Genomic DNA, 21,553 nt, shown 5'->3' with positions numbered 1-21,553 from the left:
ACTTGTTGTGTTTGTTGCGTTTGTTGTGTAATCAAAAATAATTACAAAAAAGCGCGCTCGCAAAGTAGCGAACGCGCCTAATTTGATTAAATTAAATCATATAAGCATTTAAGCTAGGCAACATCTGGATCGTCTTTAGCGATTGTTCCAGTGAGCTTTCCAATTGCTTTCATTACGTGGTAAACAACCAACACAACAACAGTGCCGATTGCAATACCATTGAACTGAATTCCAGAAACAGCAAATTGGAAGTTAGCAATGCCAATAATCATAACGATTGCAGCAATCATAATGTTAACTGGCTTATCGAAGTTCACCTTGTTCTCTACCCAGATGCGAACGCCAATCATGCCAATCATGCCGTAAAGCAAAGTGGTTACACCACCCAAAACGCCTGCTGGAATGGAGTTTACAATTGCACCAAACTTTGGGCAAAGGCTTAACACGAATGCAAAGAATGCAGCGCACCAATAAGCGGCAGTAGAATACACTTTTGTTGCAGCCATAACGCCAATGTTTTCGCCATAAGTCGTAGTACCGCAACCGCCAAAGCAACCAGCTATTGCAGTGCCTAAGCCGTCTGCAAACAAAGCTGTACCAATCTTGGAATCGTAGTCGCGGCCAGTCATTTGAGCTACAGACTTAACGTGACCAACGTTTTCTGCAATAAGAACGAGCACAACTGGCAAGAACATAAGCAAAACAGAGAAGTCGACTTGCGGAGTGTGGAACTTAGGGAAGCCAATCCAAGCTGCTTGCTCAATCTTACTAAAGTCAACTTGACCTTGGAAGCATGCATACGCGTAGCCAACAAGAACACCAAGCAAGATGTTCAATCGTCCAAGAAGACCGCGGAAAATCACTGCAATAAGCATAACTGCAACCAGAGTTACCAAAGCGGTGTCTGGAGCTTTTTGGAAGTTGCCCCAAACAGCTGGGCCCAAGTTAAAGCCGATGATTGCAACGATTGCACCGTTAACAACAGGAGGCATAATAATGTCAATCCACTTTGCTCCTGCAAAATGCACAAGCACACCGATTAAAGCAAGAAGCAAACCAGTGCACATAATGCCAAAGCTTGCTACAGCAATGCCCTTATGTGCTGCAGTTACAGCCATAACAGGCGCTATAAGACCAAAAGAGCTTCCTAAATAACTAGGAAGCTTATTTGCGTTGATAAGTAAGAACAGTGCCGTGGAAAGAGCCGTGAACATTAAAGTAGTAGACGGATCAAAGCCAGTAAGAATTGGCACTAAGAATGTTGCGCCAAACATAGCAATAACATGCTGAGCGCCAATACCAGCAGTACGAGTCCAAGTTAAACGCTCATCTGGCTCTACTACTTCTCCTGGCTTCAAAGTTTTTCCGTCACCATGAAGCTGCCATGTAAACAACGATTTCATCGTTTTCTCCTTGCATAAAACAAGTTTATATATACGTTTGTGATTGAAAAACAACCACCAAAACAAGCGCCAGCTTAAAAAAAAAAACAAGCACTACTCGAGCGCAGGTTTGGCAGCTTCCGCAGAGGTCGCCATCAACCGCCGCCCCTTAGCCAAGTGGACATTCTAATGTACTAATCATAAAGTGTCGAGGCAATTTTAAAAATAACAAATTTACATGTTATTTTCATTGAAATATCAAGGAAAATCGGTGTGTCGAAAACAGATAAAACACAACTAATTATTACTAATAAAAGTTTATACTTATAAACTTTTGCTTATGGATTAAATCTACTTATTACAATCTTAATTTTGTAAAACATTTTGAATATAATCTTTTAACACAATTGCATGATTTATACGCGGATCTTTCGCTCCACATAAAAATGTTACTTTTTTATTTTTTCTACATATATCTACTATTTGGTTTACACAATCTTGATTCTCGTCTAGCTCTTCAACATAACGATTAGAAAATTCTTTGAAGCGCTCAGGCTTATGACTAAACCATTTTCGCAAATCACTTGATGGAGCAATATCTTTACACCACAAATCAAGATTTGCCTTTTCTTTACTTATGCCTCTAGGCCACAATCTATCTACTAATATTCGCAAGCCATCATGTTCATCAAATGATTCATAAACACGTTTAATTTGAATATTAATATTGCACATAATTACCTCTTTAACTACATACAATGATTACACAATTATGATTTTTTTCAACACGATTTAATTAAGAACAATATGAATTGAACTAATACAAAACTACGATAGATTTTTATCGAATATGTTTTATTATGTGATTTTTATTTTTAGCGTGTTGCTTGTAATCAAGCCGAAATGCAAATAAATGTTTAAATTTTTTTGAATTTTTGTTCTCTTTTGTCCGATTATGGGAGAATAATTAGCCAAATGGTTAATTTCTTTGATACTTGGAAAAAGAAAATCTGCACCATCAACATGGCTCTTATAGCAGTGTTGACTCTTCTAGCTTCCTTAATTGGTAGCTGGCTCAAGCAGTTCCCAGGCTTAAGCCTTTTGGGAGCACTTATTATTGCGTTGCTTATTGGTATGGCTCTGCAGCTGCCTTTGCACGTATACAAGTTGAATAATGATTCTAGAAGAGCTGGAGTTAAATCTTCTGCTGGTCTAATTGCAAATAAGCTTCTTCGCCTAGGTATTATTTTGCTAGGCTTTAAGCTAAATTTGCACGTCCTATTCACTCAAGGTTTAAAGTGCCTACCAATCGCAGCTGTACTCGTTGCTGTTATGGTTTGCGTTACTTATAACATTGCAAAACTTCTTAAAGTAAGTCCTCAGCTTGCAATGCTAACAGCAGGTGGAACGAGCATTTGCGGAGCAGCAGCTGTTATGGGTCTTTCTGGCTCCATGCCTGTACCTCCACAAGAAGAAGATGAAAAAGAACAAAACGAAGTTATGGCTGTTGCAACAGTTGCAATAATGGGCACAATTTATGCTTTGGCAGAAATCTTTATTCTTCCTAATTTTGGAATGACTAAGCAGCAACTTGGAATTGCTGCTGGAGCGTCCCTTCACGAAATCGCACACGCCGTTGCAGCAGGCGGAGCTTTTGGAAGCATTGACATTGCAACAATCATGAAGCTTACACGAGTTCTTATGCTTGTTCCTACATCAATCTTTATTGCAATTTGGTGGAATGCTCGTCACAGCCAAGTAGAAGATAACGGAAAACGCAAGATTAACTTCCCATGGTTTATGCTCGGTTTTATTGCAGCATCCGTTATTGGTACATATGTGCCTTTTGTTTCATCTTACGCATCCCTACTTGTTGACGCAGGATACGTATTCCTAGGAATGGCAATGGCTGCTCTTGGAATCAACGTAAACTTTAGAGTTATATTTAAGCAAGGAAAAGCAGCGTTCTTGGCAAGCTTCTTGGCTTCTATAGTTCTAGTTGTGTTGGCCTGTGGTGCAAGTATTTTGTTCTTCTAATAGAACAGACAACATAAAAGAAACAAGAGGATTCCCTTAAGGGAATCCTCTTTGCATATATAATCAATAAATATTTCAGTTATTCAATGTGTACAGAAGTCCCATCTGGAATATACGAATAGAACCACTTAGAGTCAGGCACACTTAACCGAACACATCCATGAGACGCAGGAACACCCAGCTTTTGAGCCTCTGGAACAATATAATCGCCAAAATTAAACCTAGTTGGCACAGAGTGGAATAAATATTCAGAACCTATAAAACCAACCCAATAATCGCCACCCATCTTTTCTCTATCATTATAAAAATGGTCACCTCGTGCACCAATTTTATAATCACCTTTAGGAGTTGATTCATCCATTCCAGCGCTAACGATCATCGTATAAACAAGATTATTATTCGCATAAATATAAACACGTTGTTTTTTAAGGTCTACATTTACATGTAAATGATTTGCATCGACACCAGAAAGATTCGGATACTGACCTCCTGTAGGAATTTTCCATAAATCAGAAGATTTAATTAATGGATTATCTAAAGACTTATTTGAGTAATCTATCTTTATTTTAGATTTTTTATTACTTTTATTACTCTTATTGTTTTTGCGTTTTGAATAATAAGATTTTGTATTAGTAGAGATTCGACTATTTACTTCTTCAATCACATGAGATACTTGAAAACCAACAAAGCTGAAAAAGATTAAAATAACTAGAATAGTAGAAACGCGCTTATAGAAAATTTTGCGATTCTCTGGAGATTTTAAGCTAATAATATATTTCACTAATCGCGCAATAAGTGACCTTAGAACGCTTCTTAAAGAATAAAATATATTCATAAAATCTCCATAAATAAACAAAATAAAAAGGCGCTACTCTGATACTATACTACAGTACCTAAGCAGCGCCGTTACACATTAATATGATTATTGTTTAGACAAATTGTTTAACTAATCACACATTAAACTTAAATTCAACAATATCTCCGTCTTGCATAACATAATCGCGGCCTTCAAGACGAAGCTTTCCTTCTTCCTTAATTTTAGCCATTGAGCCTTGAGCTTCAACAAAATCATCGTATGAAACAACTTCTGCTTTAATAAATCCACGCTCAAAATCAGTGTGGATAACGCCTGCAGCTTGCGGAGCTGTCCAACCCTTATGAATTTGCCATGCATGAACTTCTTTAACGCCAGCCGTCAAATAGGTTTGAAGCCCTAGAATATCAAAGCCAACGCGCGCAAGCTGATCCAATCCAGATTCTTGCAAGCCCGCATCAGCTAACATTTCTCGAGCATCTTCTTCATCAAGCTCAGTAAGCTCCGACTCAAATTGCGCATTCAAGAAAATAGCCTTTGCTGGAGCTACAGATGCCGCCAGCTTAGACTTCAAAGAGTCATCAGAAAGCTCCGAATCGTCAACGTTAAACACGTAAATAAAAGGTTTAGCAGTAAGCAAATGCAAATCGTAAACGTCGTCTTTATTAATCAACTTCTCATTATGAGCCTGATCAATCGTCTTACCAGATTCAAGAATTTCCTTAGCCTTATTTACAGTATTCACGTATTCTTGAGTAACTTTTTTACCACGTAAATCTTTTTCTAACTTTGGCAAAGCATTCTCGATTGTTTGCAAATCAGCAAGAATAAGCTCCGTGTTGATTGTGTCAATATCGTCTGCTGGATCTACCTTGCCATTAACATGCACAATGTCATCATCGTTAAATGCACGAACAACTTCGCAAATGGCATCTGCTTCACGAATATTAGCAAGGAATTTGTTTCCCAAGCCTTCACCTTCGCTAGCACCCTTAACAATTCCTGCAATATCAACGAATGTAACGGTTGCTGGAACTATTTTCTCGGTTTTAACAAGCTTCGCTAAAACAGGCAAACGTTTATCTGGCAAAGGCACAATACCTGTATTCGGTTCGATTGTTGCAAACGGATAATTTTCCGCTAAAACGTTATTTCTTGTTAGAGCATTAAACATAGTCGATTTACCAACGTTAGGTAAACCTACGATTCCAATTGTTAAAGACATAATTACCTACTTTAGACCAGCTAGAGGAATTGACGACTCCACTATACTCGTATTGTTTTATTTTTGTTGAATTGCATCAACAGCGCTGATAACATCTCCCCTAAAACCACACGATTCTAGCTTTGCAACACCTCGAATCGTAGTGCCGCCAGGAGAACATACTGCGTCTTTCATAACGCCTGGATGAATGCGAGTATCCATATACAGAGCACCTACTCCCTCAATCATCTTTGCAGCCAAACGATATGCGCAATCTCGCTTTAGACCGTACTTTACGCCAGCATCCGCTAAAGCTTCCATGTACATAGCTGTAAAAGCTGGAGCGCAGCTAGAAACACACATTGCAATATTCATGTGCTCGCTATCTACTCGTTCAACTAAAGATATAGGCTCAAAAATCGCGCTAAAAGCTTCTAGTTGACTATCTGTTAGCGTATTTTCATTTTCTGCTAAAGTGACTCCTTGGCAAACTGCGATTGGCGTGTTTGGAATAATGCATTGCACGTGAACATTTTTTCCAAGTAGATTCTGGTAATGCTTAATAGTCCAGCCCGCTGCAACGGATATAATTGCTATTTTTCTATCCACAATAGTTTTTGCGATAGGCTGCAGAACTTCTTCAATCTGATTTGGTTTTACAGCCAGAATTAAAATATCACTAGCATCGCAAACTTCACACGCACTTTTTAAAGCTTTTACACCAAATTTGCTCGTAGTATTAACAAGTTTTTCAAAGTGGGCTGCACATGCAACCATATCTTTTCCTTGTAAAATATTAGCGCGAATCAGGCCTTGCGCAATCGCTTGAGCCATGTTTCCAAAGCCAATAAATCCAACGGTTCCAATTGAGTTAGAACTCATTAACTAATCTCCCTAATAAGTAAACAATAAACTAAATACTAACTTTCTATTAAGCATCTAATCGTTTGTATATACAACTTGTACATCTAATCATTTGTTAGGTACTTTAATCAAAAGTTACTTATATGACTTATATCACTTATATATAGTCTCTAAATCTCCACGATTCTTTGCCTCTTCTAGCAAATGACGGAACACAAAGTTTCCATGAACACCATCGTGCTCAAACTCGTTAGTAGTCCAATAATGAGAGTTAGAAATATGAGACAAAGTGTCTAGCTGAAGACCAGAATCAACATACAAGTCATCGAAATAAACCGCTGCTTGCAAAGGAACTTCATTATTTGCGAGTTGATCTAAGTCGTAAATCTTGCCAAATTGCATATCGTTCATCATGCAATCAACAGCTGGCAAGAACGGTTGCAAAGCTTTTTGCTGATCAAACATCCACGGAAACACAGCTTCGCCAGTAAACAAAAGCGGACGCGCACTGCCAGCAAACTCTGGCATTGTTTCTCGAACTTGCTGAGCTGCCCAACGAATTGGATGATCTAATTCACCATCCGCATAAATGAACTCTTGCAGTGGCCAATATAGCGGACTAGAAGATGTTGCATCCATAACTCCATAAAGAAACTCATCGCTTAAATAGCCGTCTGCTGTTCCACCACCATGTTTAAACGCCTTAAGAGAGCCATCTCCATCCGAAAATGCAGAGTCAATAAGCCAATGAACTCTTTCAAAACTTGGCTTCATGCCAAAAGATGAACCAAGAGTCTGAAAGCGCTCAACCGTAAGCTTTTCGCCATTAGGCAAGAAAACATCTCCTTGAGAAATCCTATCTGCAATAGCTGCAGCGCGCGCAACATCCTGCGGATAACGCTCGTAGAATTGCTCAGTTTTTCTAGCCATACGCGGGAACGTGTGCTCGTAAACTTCTAGAGCATTAGCTGGAATGTGAGGAATACCGCCCGTTGTAAAGCTTGCAAGTAAGCCCTGTGGAAAAAGAGACAAATACGTAAGCGTTAAGAATCCACCATAACTTTGACCCAAAGAAACCCACGGCTTTGCATTAAACTCAGTTAAGCGCAAATGCTCAAAATCGCGAATAATAGAATCAGCTAAGAATCGCTTTAAATACCATGCTTGCCTCTCTACGCTCACGCCGTCGTCTGCCATGCGCTTAATCGTAGAAGCATCTACTCTAGAAGAGCGCCCAACGCCACGCTGGTCTGGAAGAACAACACGAAAATGCTTAACGGCATCTTGAATCCAACCATCGCTAGACGGCGAAAGCGGACGAGGGCACTGACCCCCTGGGCCTCCTTGCAAAAACACTAGCAAAGGCAAATCGTCATGCACATGTTCTGGAGCACAAATAACTCTGCAAAATAGGCGAATCGTCTCCCCTTTAATAGAATCGCCTGGAGTGTTTTGCTCCCAGTCTAAAGGAACATCGATTGCGCGCTCTTCTACATACAATCCTGGTACGTAATACTTTGCTAGCAGTGCCATTGTAAACATTCCTTTCTGCACTCGCATGCAACGTTGCAATAACAAATCACATACAAAAATACACACTCTTATATAAATAATACTAAAGTTCGATTGTTCTATAAAGTGCTGTGTACTAGCCTAGTAATTATGAAAATATCTCACACGTTTAACAGAGCTATACAACGCTTACGCACTGAGCTTACGCTAAACGATATATTGTGGGGCATTATTCCACTTATTCTTTTTACACTTTCAAGCAATCGGTATCCTATAAACAATGTTGACGGATTCTTGACGCAAAGTTCACTAATTACAACCTATCTTATAAATATTGTTGTTGCATCATTACTTTCAGTACGAAGAATATGGCCCGAACACACAGCTGTTATTTTTATTGTTGCATGCATTTTGCAAGTAATATTTGGCCCTACTCAACTTTTTGCTGATTTCTTTGGTTTTGTGCTGCTTGTTAATGCTATTGCTCGCGGAAATCCAGAACATTCAAAAGCTTTTGTTATTGCAGCTTACGTAACAACAGTATTATCTTGCGCAGCAATATCGTGGAATATTGTAATGGGGCCAATATATGGCATCAATCATTTAAAAGCTAGTTATTCTTGTAGTGTACAAAATATAAATAGTAGCAACATAAGAAACTGCGTTTCAATTATACTTGATTTTGCAATTCCTACTATAATTTTTGCAATTATTATTACTACAATTACGGTTATTATTGGCTACTGGCAGCGCACTCACGTGCACACTATTCAACTTTTACAAGAGAACAATAACGATATTCGCGCGTACCGAAAAAAAGCTCAGCATATTGCTGTTACTGCAGAGCGCGCTAGAATCGCTAGGGATATGCACGATATTGTTGCTCACACGCTTTCTATTATTATTGTTCAAGCAGACGGTGGTCGCTATGCAGCAACACAAGATATTTCTCTTGCTAAAAAAACAATGCATATTATTAAAAACGAAGCCGAGCGCGCCGTTCACGACATGCGTCGACTGCTAGAAGCTTTAACAGACGCTCCATCCGCTCAATTGGATTTTAATCACATACCTTCGCTTATTGAGCAAGCAAAAATTGCATCTCCTAATAACATTTTTTGGCACACTGTTGATGGCATAAATTCTCAAAATAGACTTAACACGGACGCACAAACCGTTGCATACCGCGTTGTTCAAGAATCTCTTACTAATATTCGGAAGCACGCAGGAAATGGCATTAAAATAAACATTCACGAACAGTGGAACGAACAAGGATTAACACTAAAAATCACAAACGAAGTACACAAGCTTGAAGCTAATCAAGAGCAAAATAGTGGTGTGCCACATAAAAATGGTTATGGTTTGATTGGCATGAAAGAGCGCATTGAAAATCTTCACGGAACGCTTGATTATGGAAAACTCAATGATGGAACATTTAGTATTGTTGCTTTTATTCCATATTCTTACAGCACAGACCAATCAAACACTACTGCTTCTGCACTAAATAGTATTCCTAATGTTAGTTATAAAAACGTAAAAGTTAATAATCCATTATCAACGCAAGAAAAACCAGAAAATACAAGCGATAAAACCTCATCAAAAGTTTTGCCAGCGACAAATAATTCACAAAATAGGATTGAGAAAGTATCACAATGGTTTGAACAACATTGGCTTATTGGCGATGTTATTTATGCATCACCTTGGACTGTTCTAATGCTTTTTATACCAACTTACGATTTTATTGTTGGAACTGGAATGACTTCACAATATTCAAGCTCGCTTTCATTACAAATACTTTATAGAATACTTACGCTTACTACTATGATTCCATTTATGTTTCGTAGAAAAGCTCCGACTACGTGCGCAATTGTTGCAGCAGCATTTTCTGCAATACAACTTATATGCTTGCCTAATATTTTATTTGCTAATTTCTTTATACCAACCATTGTTTATGCGGCTGTGCTCTATGGCAAAAAGCACGCATGGCAATGGGTTAGCGCAGTAGTGCTCGCCGAATCTGCTATTTTTGCTGTAAAAATTGGTGTTGCATCAAAAAATATTCCACAAAATGAAACTCCAATACGATTTTTTGCATCTAATGCGTACACAACTAATTTTTATGACATTATGCAAATGGCGTCCGTAGGATTAATTTTTGGTTTTATAGTTGCATTAATTTGTTTTGCTGCTATTGCATTTGCTTATTACCGCAGAAACGATGACAATAATTTGCTGATTCTAAAAGCGCGCAGAACAGAATTAGAACAAGAACAAAAACAGCTAGAAGTACTTGCAGCAAATGCCGAAAGGCAGCGTATTAGCGCAAATATTCAGCAAAAAGTTGCAGTTACATTGCATAAAGTAATTGATGCCGCAAATAGCGGAATTGATATGCTTAATAAATACGAAAAAACAAATAGTAATGCAGAAAATCAAAAGTCAAAAGAACCTGAGCAACTACAAGAACAAAGTGAAGCAATTAGTAAAGCTTTCAAAAATATTAGTGACGAAGGTCGTTCAGCACTAAAATATATGCGAAAATTGCTTGGAATTTTGCGAGAAACAGGATCAAGCGTTAATTCAGCAAATAATAGTGCAAATGTTTCTGAGATTGCGGTTCGCCCTGCTGCACCACTTGATGAGCAAATTCAACACAACGCATTAAACACAACACATTAAATAAGCAACAGTAAGTTGATATTATGGAACATATGGAAAACAATGAAGTAATTCGCGTAGCAATAGCAGACGATCAGGAGCTTGTGCGCGCAGGATTTGCTATGGTAATCAACTCGCAAAAAGACATGCAAGTTGTTGCGCAAGCTTCAAATGGCAATGAAATTGTAGAAGTTGCGTCAAAGGAAAATCCAGACGTTATTTTGATGGACGTGCGCATGCCTAACATGGACGGCTTGGAAGCAACTCGCAAAATTTTGCAAGAAGATGCTAATAGCAACACGCACATTATTATTTTAACAACTTTTGATTTAGACGAATACGTTATGGCTGCAATTCATACGGGCGCATCTGGATTCTTGCTTAAAGATACAGAGCCAGAAACATTGCTTAATTCAATACGAACTGTGTATCAAGGAAACGCAATTATTGCTCCAACTGCTACAAAGCGCTTAATTGAGTCGATGATTTCTAAGCCGAGCAACGAAAGTATTGCATCGGAAGAAGAAAATACAGAAAATGCGTCTAGAAGCAAACAAAACGCAAACGCTTACAATTCTTACTTAAATGATTTAACAGATCGCGAGCGCGAAGTACTCATTGAAATTGCTCACGGACTGTCTAACCAAGAGATTGCTGATAAACTGTTTATTAGCTTGCCAACAGTTAAAACGCATGTTGCTCATATTTTGGGAAAAATCGACGCAAGAGACAGAGTTCAAGCTGTTGTGTTCGCTTACGAAAATGGTCTTGTTTAATTATTCTTATAAAAATAAAAAATAATGCGGCTGTTCTTATAAACAATAAATCTTTTCTATAAAATAATGCGGCTGCAAAATTAATCTATTCTTCATTGAACGATCGAATTGCAACCGCATTTTAATTTTTTTATATTATTTGTGCTATTTATATTCGCATTAAGCTATTTTAGCTATCTGTATTTGATTATCAGCAATCCTAAGTTTTATTTAGAAAAGCGAATTTTGCCACCGCGACTCATATAAATACCTGCAGCTGCAGAACCACCTATTGCCATTGTTCCTACAACAGCGCCAGCAACTACAAGATTATTGTTGTTCGATGGTGCTTTTGCGTTATCGCTTTTAGCTTCAGATAACTTATCGGCTTCTTCAAGAGCTTTGGAATCTTCTTTTACCTCTTCATTTTCCGTATTTTCATCTTTTTTATCTTCTTCAGTATTTTGAGAATCGCTTTTTTCGCTACTAGAAGCGTTATTTGCTTCGGATTCTGCTGGATGAGATACTGGCGATGCTGTCTGCGCTGCAACTGGTGCAGTAGTGCTCACATTTGCGGAAGCAGCAGAAACATCTGACGCAGGAGAAACAGCAGATGCATTTTGTGAGTTTCCAACAGAAGCCGCAGGAATTTCCTTGGATGTAGCATTCTGTGGGATAACCTTTGATTCAGAAACTGGAGCAAATGGTGTTACAGAGGATTCTGCTGGGCGTGCTGCTACAGATGAAGAAGTAGTCGATTCAACTTCAACACTCTTCGCTTTAGATTTCTTAGATTCTAATGATTCTACTTGCGAAGATCTATATTCAGAAGATGCAAATTTATTATCTGAAGACCGCGAATCAACTTTAGAATCCTTCGGCTGAGTCTGCACAGAATCTTTTTCTTGTGCAGCTTTTTCTTCAATAACTTTAGTATCTGGAGATTTTACTTCTGGAATGGACTTCTCAACTTCTTTCTTCGACTTAGTAGAGTCATTTGGCGTATCAACTGTAGTATCTGACTCTGTACGTGGAGCTGGTGTAGGAGAATCCGGCTTCATTGTTTCTTCTTGAACCTTATTTTCTTCCTTATTAAGATCATTGATATCTACACCAAAATTATCCTTAAGTTTTCGTTCATATTCTGCTACTTGTTGCCTTGCATTTTGTGAATATATATTATATTTTCTCAAATCCTCTTCAGCAGAATTCAACTTTTTAGTATTGTCTCTAAGATTGTTTTCTATATTTTTTCTATCTTCATCTAGCTTGATTTTCTCTCCATTAAGACGATCAAAATCAGATTCAGAAGCAGATTCCATTCTGCGTTCTAATTCTTCAATTTTATCAGTTTTATTATTACTATCTTCCAATTCTTTTTTTACAAGTTCATTTAAAGTCTTAACTTTTATTTCTAATTCTTTTAACTTGTTTTCATAAATCTTTAAATTATTTTTTGCACTTTTACGACTAGAAAGTAATTCATCTTGTGTCTCTGGATCTTTAGCACCCAAATCTAAATCTTCTAATTTACCGAATTTGTTATCAGAAGCATCGACAACATTATTTGGTTCTGATCCACTTACAGCTTCTTGTGCCCACGCTGGCATTGGGCTTTGCATTAATAACAACACGATTCCTGCAATCACTGCGGCAGATTTTTTATTGACCGTTACCATATTCTTCTACTCCTTGCTCGTAGCGGCCTCATATTTAATTTATGCTTATGTCAGCAGTCAACCAAAGAGCATAACAGAGAAATAAATAAGATTCCAACGTCAAATAATCGAAAAATTTTTCGATTAACTTGTTATAACAAATATTTAATACTTAATTTTTTCGATTTTCTCGATAAAAATATAAATCCATATTAATAATATCTAAACAATTGTATTTTATGCATAAAATTTATTTATTTTTTTGATGTACATCACATTATTTTTTCTGCGTGTCGCACGTTATGTAGAAAAAAATAATGCTGATGCACAACTACACCAGCATTATTTCTGTTTTTATAATTAACTTAATATATGTTATAACAACATATAGTTTATTCTTCTGCGAGCGCAACTACTGGCGAAGACTTCACTGCTCTACGAGCCGGAAGAACGCTAGAAAGAAGCGCTGCAAGCAAAGCGATTAGAGCAAGAACCGCGTAAATAGCCCAATCAACTACAAACGGAACTTTGCCAATTACGCTAAACACCATGTAGGATCCAATCCACCCAAACACTGTTCCAACAATCAAGCCAGAAACGGTGCTTGTTAAGGAAATCAACGTTGCTTCCAACGCAAGAGATCTTCTAACCTGGCCTCTTGTCATGCCTATTGCGCGCAAAGTTGCAGATTCTTTGGTTCTCTCAATAACAGACAAGCTTAATGTGTTTGCAACGCCTATTAAAGCAATCACAACAGCTACTGCTATTAAGCCAACAAGCAACATCATCATTACGTCGATAGCACTCTCCCACTGCGCTCGCTCAAACACGCTTCCAGCAGCCATAACCTCCGCATAGCTAGATGTAATATTTCTAATATTTTTAACAATATCTACAAGATTAGCTTTGCTAGAATCTACCGAAATGAGCAGAATATGCGTTGTAGGCTTAAGGTAGTTATTGAAGTAAGATTTGCTAACAAAAGCAGTATTCCTTGAATATATATTAACATTTCTATACTTCTTAAACTGAACTTGCTTTACAGTAATGCTCTTATCGTTATTACTAGAGTCTGTATTCGTGCCAGTAAATGGCGTAATATTATCACTGTCTGTTTCACCAGAACTGTACTTTTCTACGTAAGCTTGCAGATCAAGGTTTCCTTTTTTAAGCTCAAAAGGTTCTCCACCTTCTTCATTAAACTTAGGCAAAAGTATAGAATCTTTGTTTATATTAACGCCATCAAGGTCAGTGTGCATTACATTTTTAAGTTGATTTACATTATCAACTCCAGCTGCCATAGCATACTCAGTTTTGCCCTTAGCGTTCTTAAAAGTCATAGGAACTGCAGGAAGCAACTCAGTATGCTTTATTCCACTAATCTTTGAAATATCGGCAGCTAGAGATTCATCAACATTCTTGCCTTGAATAATAATGTCAACACTGTAACGGTCATCAACAACACCTTTAAGAGTTGCTTTACCACATATTGCGCCCGTTACTACTGTAGAAACAAGCGTTACGCCAATAAGCAAAGCCGTTCCAGTTGCTGCAACTCTTCTAGGGTTTCGTTGCACGTTTGCGTTGGCAACTTTAGAAGCAGGCCCACAAAGTGCCATGATTGCGCCAGTTGCCTTCATAGCGAACGGCATCCAGAATGTTGCTGTAATAATAATTCCGATGAAAACAAGCGCACAACCAAACATTGCTCCAAGCAAAGTCATCCAAGAGTCAGAACCAGCATTAGGTGACTTCCCAGCAATCATACTCGCTAAAGAAGTAGCACTTAAAGCAGTAGCTAAAATACCTACAACAATAAACAGAACGCCAAAAACAGCGCGAATAATGCTTGCACGCTTATCTTTAATCAAATCCATTGGTCGTAGCGCTTCCATAGGCGTTACTTTTGTAGCAGATCGCGCAGCACTCATAGACGCAAGAACTGTTACAATCGTGCCAATTGCTATTGGCCACACAATTGCCGGAAGTGAAACAATCAAAGGAATCTTAGATAACGGTCCAGAATTAATATTCACGTTACTAATTGCGCCCATAAATCCGATTGCGCAAAGCACACCAACAGCCGCGGAAATAACTCCAAGTATTGCAGCTTCAAGCAAAACTGCAGCATAAAGCTGGTGAGATTGTGCGCCAATTACGCGCAAAAGCGCAAGAGTTCGTCTGCGTTGAGCAACCAGCACTTGGAATGTGTTTGCTATAACAAGCGAAGAAATAAGCAACGCTAGAATACCAAAAGATAGCAAAAACATAGTCACAAAATTAGTGCCGTTAGACACATTTCGAACAGATCTCACACCAACTTCGTGCCTAGACATAAGAGAGAATCTCGAAGGAAGCAAAGCGTTAATCTTAGGAGATAAATCGTTTATTTTAGATTCATCAATACTCATGTACACTTTGCTTTGCACAACTTGATTGTCAAAATTCTCAATATTTTCGAGTTTTGCACAAAAATCGTTCGTTATGCCACCAAGATACGTGCCGCGATTTGAAAATGGTATTTGAGAATGTTCTCCATCGTCAACAAGACCAACCACACGAACATCGTACGATTTTTCTTTATCTCCGCCAGTGTCATCTACTTTAACCAAAGTTATAGTATCGCCAATATTTGCATGTATTGATTTAGCAATACTTTTAATAAGCGTGATTTCGCCTATTTCTTGCGGATCTCTACCTTCTGTTGATTTATACACAGGAAGATTTCCATACAAACCATTAGACCAAGCAATACTCGTAACTGATTTATCACCTTTTTCTACTCTTACAAGCGCAGTAGCATCGTCACTACGAATACCGTTAACACCAGGCATCTTCGATATTTCGTCTAAATGAAGATCTTTATAATGAATTTCACTACTCGGAGAACTGTTAGGATTTCTAAATGAGATTGCATAATTTGCGCTACCGAATTCATTTGTTGCGTTTCGAACCATCAAGTCATCAACGCTGTTTGCAAAAAGCAAAGTAGCGCTCATAAACATGCTGCCTATAAGAATTGCAATTCCAGAGGCGATTAGCATGCGCACGCTTTTACGCATAAGTTTTAGTGCGATTTTCCACATTCTAAGTTCACCACCTTTTATTGCAATTGAGCAGGCTGATTATTAACGCCAGCCTCGCTACGCTCCATAAGCATCTTGCTCATTCCTTCTGCAGTAGGATTTTGCACGTCTTCAACGATTTGACCATCTGCAAACACGATTGCTCGATCCGCGTAAGACGCTGCAACAGCGTCGTGAGTAACCATAATCACAGTTTGACCAAGCTCCGTTACAGACTTCTTCAAGAAATGCAAAACTTCCAAGCTGGAAGCAGAGTCGAGATTGCCAGTAGGCTCGTCTGCAAAAACTACGGAAGGCTTAGAGATTAAAGCTCGAGCAATTGCAACGCGTTGACGCTGACCACCAGAAAGCTCAGCAGGCCTATGCTTTAAACGATCTTGCAAGCCAAGAGTATTAACCAAAGTATTAAACCATTGCTTATCTGGCTTTTTGCCTGCCAAAGTAAGAGGCATAAGAATATTTTGCTCAGCGCTAAACATTGGAAGAAGATTAAAACTTTGGAAAATAAAACCAACCATCTCGCGGCGCATAAGCGTAAGCTGCTTATCGCTCATGCCTGTAATATCTAGGCCGTCAACCAAAACTTTTCCAGAATTAACGCTGTCAAGACCAGCCAAAGAATGCATTAAAGTTGACTTTCCAGAACCCGAAGGACCCATAATCGCAGTAAACTTGCCGCGCTCGAAACTAACGCTTACATCTCGCAAAGCGTGAACAATGCCTGCACCCTTGCCAAAATCTTTAACAACATGCAAAGCTGCAACCGCAGTCTCGCCAATCAAACCTTCTTGAGCGGAATAATTCATTTGCGTAAAACGCGTATCTTGACTATTTTCAACACTCATTTTGCACCTCGCTTACTTTTGCAGTTCCTTACAAGTATTGGAATTACCTTACAATTACAATTTACGGGATTAAAAACGCATTCTCTATAGTGCGTAAGGCTGATATTCTCATTGAAATAATAGGAATTTTGATATTAAATTTTGATATAAAAATGCTCTTATATAAAATCGTCATACTTTAGTATGAGAGCCAGTATGAGAGGCTTAAATTCACAGGCGTAATATTACAGATCTAAATTTGCATTCCAAATAGATTATTTAATTCAAAATAAATCAATTAGATAACTAAAACACCAATCAATTAAAGAATTTTTCTTAACGTGATTAATATTTTTCTTTCAACATATTCATTGCAAATCATGTGCTCGAATTTTTATAAATGTGCTTATTTATATCTAAAATAAATAAAAATGCATAAAATTAGTTAGTTTATGTTCATTTTAATTGTTTATTTGTTAATTTTAGTAACAAAACACTTATTTAACACACTCGCCAAATGTCATGCAATATTGTAAAATATTAGTCGACTACCAAAAATTTGGCGTATGCCAATATGAAACTCAAAGGAGATTTTCGCATGGTCTATAGAATGATTTTCAACCAGACTGCTTACTTCGGCCGCGGAGCAATCAAAGAGATTCCAAACGTTGCTAAAGCACACGGCTTTAAAAAAGCATTTGTAGTAACAGATCCAGTTCTTGTAAAGACGGGAACCGTTAAAAGAGTTACAGACGTTCTAGAATCCGCTGGTCTTCCATACGAAGTATTCGACAATGTAAAGCCAAATCCACCTGTTGAATGCATTCAAGACGGTGTAGAAAAGTTTAAGACATCTGGCGCAGACTTCCTTATTGGTCTCGGCGGCGGCTCTCCACAAGATACCTGCAAGGGCATTGGAATTATTGTAGCCAACCCAGAGTTTGGCGATGTTCTTTCTCTAGAAGGCGTTGCAGATACAAAGAATCCTTCTGTGCCAATCTTTGGCGTACCAACAACAGCAGGAACCGCATCCGAAACAACAATCAACTATGTTGTTACCGATACAGCAAAGCTTCGCAAGTTCGTTGCAGTAGATCCTCACGATATTCCAATCGTTGCATTCGTAGACCCAGACCTCACCGATTCCATGCCACGTTCGCTTAAGGTTGCAACTGGTTTGGACGCACTCACCCACGCAATCGAAGGTTTCATTACTCCAGGCGCATGGAGCCTTTCGGATTGCTTGTCTTTGCAAACAATCCGCATGATTGCACAAAACCTTGCAAAGAGCGCAGATGGAGATGTTCCAGCAGGCGAACAAATGGCTTACGCAAGCTATATAACTGGCATGGCATACTCCAACGTTGGTTTGGGCTTGGTTCACGGCATGGCTCACCCACTCGGCGGTCGCCTTGGCGTTGCTCATGGCGTTGCAAACGGAATTTTGCTCGCTCCTGTTATGGAATATAACAAGGATTACAGTGGCGAAAAGTATCGCGATATTGCTGCTGCATTCGACGTTCCAAACGCATACACCGATGACCTCGAAACAGTACGCAATGCTGCTGTAAAGGCTGTTCACGACTTAACGGTTAAGCTTGGAAATCCTACTAAGATTAGCGAAGTTGGAGCTACACAGGCAGATATTGAAGGCTTAAGCCACGACGCTTTGGCAGATGTTTGCACTCCAGGAAACCCACGCAAGGCCACTTTGGAAGACATTCGCAAGATTTACACAAGCTTGATGTAGTCTTCTAAAATAATAAAATAATAAATAAATACGCAATATTTGTGGACGCAACTTATCTTGATTTAAGCTCTTGATTTAGGCTGCGTCCACATTTATTTGATTTATGTCATAAGCCATAAATCATAAGTCAAATTCTATATCTAATAACTCTTCTATCAATCGACAACAGTCTGAGTGCTGTCTCGAATAACAACATGTGCAGGAAGAACCAGTTGATTCTCAATCTCCTTACCTTCCCTAATCTCAAGAATCATTCTAATGGCATTCTTTGCTATTGAGTCAAAAGGCTGATTAACAGTTGTTAAAGATGGCATCAAATACTGTGCAGGATACACGTCATCAAACCCAGCTACAGAAAGCTCAGATCCTAACTTAATACCGCGTTCGCGAGCAGCACGATACACATTTACAGCTGTAATATCGTTGCAAGCAAAAATAGCAGTAGGACGCTTTTCTTCAGGCAAATCCAAAATCTTACAAGCCATTTCATAGCCGCGTTCAGGAAGATAATCCCCCTCTTTAACCAAATCTTTATCAATCGTCAAGCCAGACTGCTCCATTGCAGCGTTATATCCAGCAAATCGGGCTACACCAGATTGAACATTAAGAGGACCAGTTATAACGCCTATTCTCTTATGCCCCAGATTAATCAGATGTTTTGTAAGCTCATAAGCTCCTGTCCAATTATCGATTGAAATCGTGTGATCTTCCCCATTAGAAAGAGACACGGGATCAATTATAATCAACGGAATATTTCGCATACGCAAAAATTCCTTATCTTTCTGCGTAAGATCAGACATTTGAGATATAACACCAAGAGGATTTCTATCTACAATTCCACGCAAACACTCATCACGTTTCTTACCATTATCGGTTTGAGCGACTGTAAGAGCTAATCCTTCTCTTTGCGCCCAACGAGATGCGTAAGTAATCATCTCAATAGTGCCATTATTTGCCACATAATCTACTAATAATTCAATTGTCGGAGATACCTTAGTGCTTACAAGCGAATACTCGCGCCCACTTTTTAAAAGAACTTCTTCTACTTTTTTGCGAGTCTCATCTGAAACGCCAGTTCTACCGTTAATAACCTTTGAAATTGTAGAAGGCGATACCCCCGCCTTTTTAGCCAACTCCGTTATGCGAGGTTTTGAAGATTCATTTTCAGCAATGCTAGTTGCGTGACTACGAGTTGGCATATGCACTCTCCTAATTCCTATATTCCTATGCTCATATGCTTATAAGTCGCAAAATTTTCTTAAGTCGCAAACAAATGCAGAGAAAATTTCTTACTTAATTTTGCATTAATTCTCAGCAATGCGAAAATTCAAAAAATAGAAAAACCGCATTATTGCCTGACATATCAAGCCTAATAGAAATAATATCATATGTTATTTCGCTACAGACTATGCAAAGTCGCGAAATTTTCTTATGACACGCCGAATAATCAGAATTTAACAGATAACATCGATGCCAAAAGTATTCATTTTTTAACAGTTATAAAAGATAAAAGCTCAATTTTTCAATATTCTTAAAATCCGAAATATGACATTTATCACAAAACGCGAGATTAGGAAAAATTCGCAAAAAATTATTTACGAAAATTTCCTAACAATTAGAACATTTTTCTATTATTTTGTTATAAAATATAGGAGTAGGTCACAACGATCTTAAAGCAAAGGAGCACAAATCGTTATGAGTACAATTACATCAGTAAAAACCTATGATTTTAGATTCCCTACGTCGCAAACGCTTTCTGGATCCGACGCAATGAACAAAGATCCAGATTATTCATCCGCATACGTAGAAATCAAAACCAGCCTAGACGATGGCATTAAAGGTGTTGGATTTGTATTTACGATTGGCCGCGGCAACGATGTTGTTTGCGCAGCAATCGACTCCATGTCTCAAGTGCTTATTGGCAGAAACGTAGAAGAATTACTAGACAACATGCGACTTGCATGGGATCTTTTTGTTCACGACTCACAACTTCGCTGGCTAGGTCCTGAAAAAGGCGTAGAGCACATGGCAATTGGCGCGATTTTGAGCGCATTGTGGGATATTAAAGCAAAGAGAGCTGGAAAGCCATTGTGGCGCTTGCTTGCCGAGATGGATCCAAAGGAATTAGTCTCTACGCTCGACTTCCGCTACATGACAGACGCTTTAAAGCCAGAAGAAGCAATCGAATTCTTGCAAGATGGCCAAAAAGGCAAGGAAGAGCGAATTGCAGACTTGCTTGTAAACGGCTACCCAGGATACTCCACTGCCGCAGGCTGGCTCGGTTACAGCGACGAAAAGATGGTTGCAATCGCTAAGGAAGAATCGCAAATTAAAGGCTTTAAGCAAATTAAGCTTAAGGTTGGTCAAAATGTAGACGACGATTTAAGAAGACTCGCACTCGCTCGCGAAGCAATCGGCCCAAATGTTCGACTTGCAGTAGACGCAAACCAAGTGTGGGATGTTCCAACAGCAATTACTTGGATTAATCGCTTCCACGACTTCGACTTAGCTTGGGTAGAAGAGCCAACAAGCCCAGACGACGTTATTGGACACGCAACAATCGCTCGCGCAATCAACCCAATACCAGTTGCAACTGGCGAGCAAATGCAAAGCAGAATCATGTTCAAGCAATACTTGCAGGCAAACGCATTTGGAATAATGCAAATCGACGCAACTCGAGTTGCAGGTCCACAAGAAGTTGTTCTCGAATACTTGCTTGCTCGTAAGTTTAACAAGCCAGTTTGCCCACACGCAGGCGGAGTTGGATTATGCGAAGCCGTATGCCACTTTGCAATGTTTGATTATGTTGCAGTTTCTGGAACAAAGGAAGGTCGCATGATTGAATACGTAGACAATCAGCACGAGCACTTTGTACATCCAACACAAATCAAGAATGGCAATTACGTTGCGCCAACCGCCCCAGGTAATGGCACTGAGATGACGCTGGAAACAGCCGAAAAGTACCTTTATCGCGGCTAAAAATAATAAAAAATAAGTGGCTAATCGCAT

Annotated in this window: 15 protein-coding genes; 5 read left to right on the top strand and 10 right to left on the bottom strand. The window is 38.8% G+C overall.

Annotated features, from left to right (window positions below; translation table 11 throughout):
* Positions 1–113: 113 nt before the first annotated feature.
* Positions 114–1,403 carry a uracil-xanthine permease family protein gene (locus P0106_RS04430; RefSeq protein ID WP_004121515.1) on the bottom strand — a complete coding sequence of 430 codons (1,290 nt, stop codon included), beginning with the start codon at positions 1,401–1,403 and terminating at the stop codon, positions 114–116.
* Positions 1,404–1,748: 345 nt separating this feature from the next.
* On the bottom strand, positions 1,749–2,117 hold the full coding sequence (locus P0106_RS04425; protein WP_473730487.1) for a DUF488 domain-containing protein: 369 nt from the start codon (positions 2,115–2,117) through the stop codon (positions 1,749–1,751).
* Positions 2,118–2,357: 240 nt separating this feature from the next.
* Here P0106_RS04425 and P0106_RS04420 point away from each other — a divergent pair, with 240 nt between their 5' ends.
* Entirely contained in the window at positions 2,358–3,419 is a 1,062-nt protein-coding gene (locus P0106_RS04420) for a YeiH family protein (protein WP_410309135.1), read from the top strand.
* A gap of 79 nt (positions 3,420–3,498) precedes the next feature.
* Here P0106_RS04420 and P0106_RS04415 read toward each other — a convergent pair whose 3' ends face one another.
* The 4 genes from P0106_RS04415 to P0106_RS04400 all read right to left on the bottom strand — a co-directional run bounded on the left by P0106_RS04415 (position 3,499) and on the right by P0106_RS04400 (position 7,834).
* Complete coding sequence (locus P0106_RS04415) at positions 3,499–4,254, bottom strand: L,D-transpeptidase (protein ID WP_182831697.1); 756 nt, start codon at positions 4,252–4,254, stop codon at positions 3,499–3,501.
* A gap of 115 nt (positions 4,255–4,369) precedes the next feature.
* Positions 4,370–5,458, bottom strand: a complete 1,089-nt coding sequence (gene ychF, locus P0106_RS04410; protein ID WP_119675524.1) for a redox-regulated ATPase YchF — start codon at positions 5,456–5,458, stop codon at positions 4,370–4,372.
* Positions 5,459–5,515: 57 nt separating this feature from the next.
* Positions 5,516–6,319: a pyrroline-5-carboxylate reductase gene (gene proC, locus P0106_RS04405; RefSeq protein ID WP_285084983.1), complete on the bottom strand. Its 804-nt coding sequence runs from the start codon at positions 6,317–6,319 to the stop codon at positions 5,516–5,518.
* Positions 6,320–6,454: 135 nt separating this feature from the next.
* Positions 6,455–7,834 (bottom strand): alpha/beta fold hydrolase, encoded by a 1,380-nt coding sequence (locus P0106_RS04400; protein WP_285084984.1) that lies wholly within the window; start codon positions 7,832–7,834, stop codon positions 6,455–6,457.
* A gap of 129 nt (positions 7,835–7,963) precedes the next feature.
* Here P0106_RS04400 and P0106_RS04395 point away from each other — a divergent pair, with 129 nt between their 5' ends.
* On the top strand, positions 7,964–10,492 hold the full coding sequence (locus tag P0106_RS04395; RefSeq protein WP_415681886.1) for a sensor histidine kinase: 2,529 nt from the start codon (positions 7,964–7,966) through the stop codon (positions 10,490–10,492).
* A gap of 23 nt (positions 10,493–10,515) precedes the next feature.
* Complete coding sequence (locus tag P0106_RS04390; RefSeq protein WP_013399561.1) at positions 10,516–11,247, top strand: response regulator; 732 nt, start codon at positions 10,516–10,518, stop codon at positions 11,245–11,247.
* A gap of 206 nt (positions 11,248–11,453) precedes the next feature.
* Here the strand turns inward: P0106_RS04390 and P0106_RS04385 are convergent, their stop codons facing one another.
* From P0106_RS04385 to P0106_RS04375, 3 genes are all read right to left on the bottom strand, one after another.
* On the bottom strand, positions 11,454–12,905 hold the full coding sequence (locus P0106_RS04385) for a DNA topoisomerase 2-like domain-containing protein (protein WP_473730486.1): 1,452 nt from the start codon (positions 12,903–12,905) through the stop codon (positions 11,454–11,456).
* A 371-nt stretch (positions 12,906–13,276) separates the two neighbouring features.
* On the bottom strand, positions 13,277–15,970 hold the full coding sequence (locus P0106_RS04380; protein WP_009994141.1) for an ABC transporter permease: 2,694 nt from the start codon (positions 15,968–15,970) through the stop codon (positions 13,277–13,279).
* A 17-nt stretch (positions 15,971–15,987) separates the two neighbouring features.
* Positions 15,988–16,815, bottom strand: coding sequence for an ABC transporter ATP-binding protein (locus P0106_RS04375; protein WP_004111879.1), 828 nt, complete (start codon positions 16,813–16,815; stop codon positions 15,988–15,990).
* A gap of 577 nt (positions 16,816–17,392) precedes the next feature.
* On the opposite strand from P0106_RS04375, the gene fucO reads away from it, so the two are divergent.
* The gene (fucO, locus tag P0106_RS04370) at positions 17,393–18,544 is read left to right on the top strand and encodes a lactaldehyde reductase (protein WP_116692147.1); all 1,152 of its coding nucleotides are present in this window, start codon (positions 17,393–17,395) and stop codon (positions 18,542–18,544) included.
* A gap of 155 nt (positions 18,545–18,699) precedes the next feature.
* Here the strand turns inward: fucO and P0106_RS04365 are convergent, their stop codons facing one another.
* Positions 18,700–19,743 carry a LacI family DNA-binding transcriptional regulator gene (locus P0106_RS04365; protein WP_004138220.1) on the bottom strand — a complete coding sequence of 348 codons (1,044 nt, stop codon included), beginning with the start codon at positions 19,741–19,743 and terminating at the stop codon, positions 18,700–18,702.
* A gap of 496 nt (positions 19,744–20,239) precedes the next feature.
* Here P0106_RS04365 and P0106_RS04360 point away from each other — a divergent pair, with 496 nt between their 5' ends.
* Entirely contained in the window at positions 20,240–21,523 is a 1,284-nt protein-coding gene (locus tag P0106_RS04360) for an enolase C-terminal domain-like protein (RefSeq protein WP_014554633.1), read from the top strand.
* The last annotated feature ends 30 nt before the right edge of the window (positions 21,524–21,553 follow it).

The organism is Gardnerella sp. c11Ua_71 (assembly GCF_055818025.1).
Note: the sequence above shows the minus strand (reverse complement) of the source record. Positions and strands in the feature narration are given on the sequence as shown.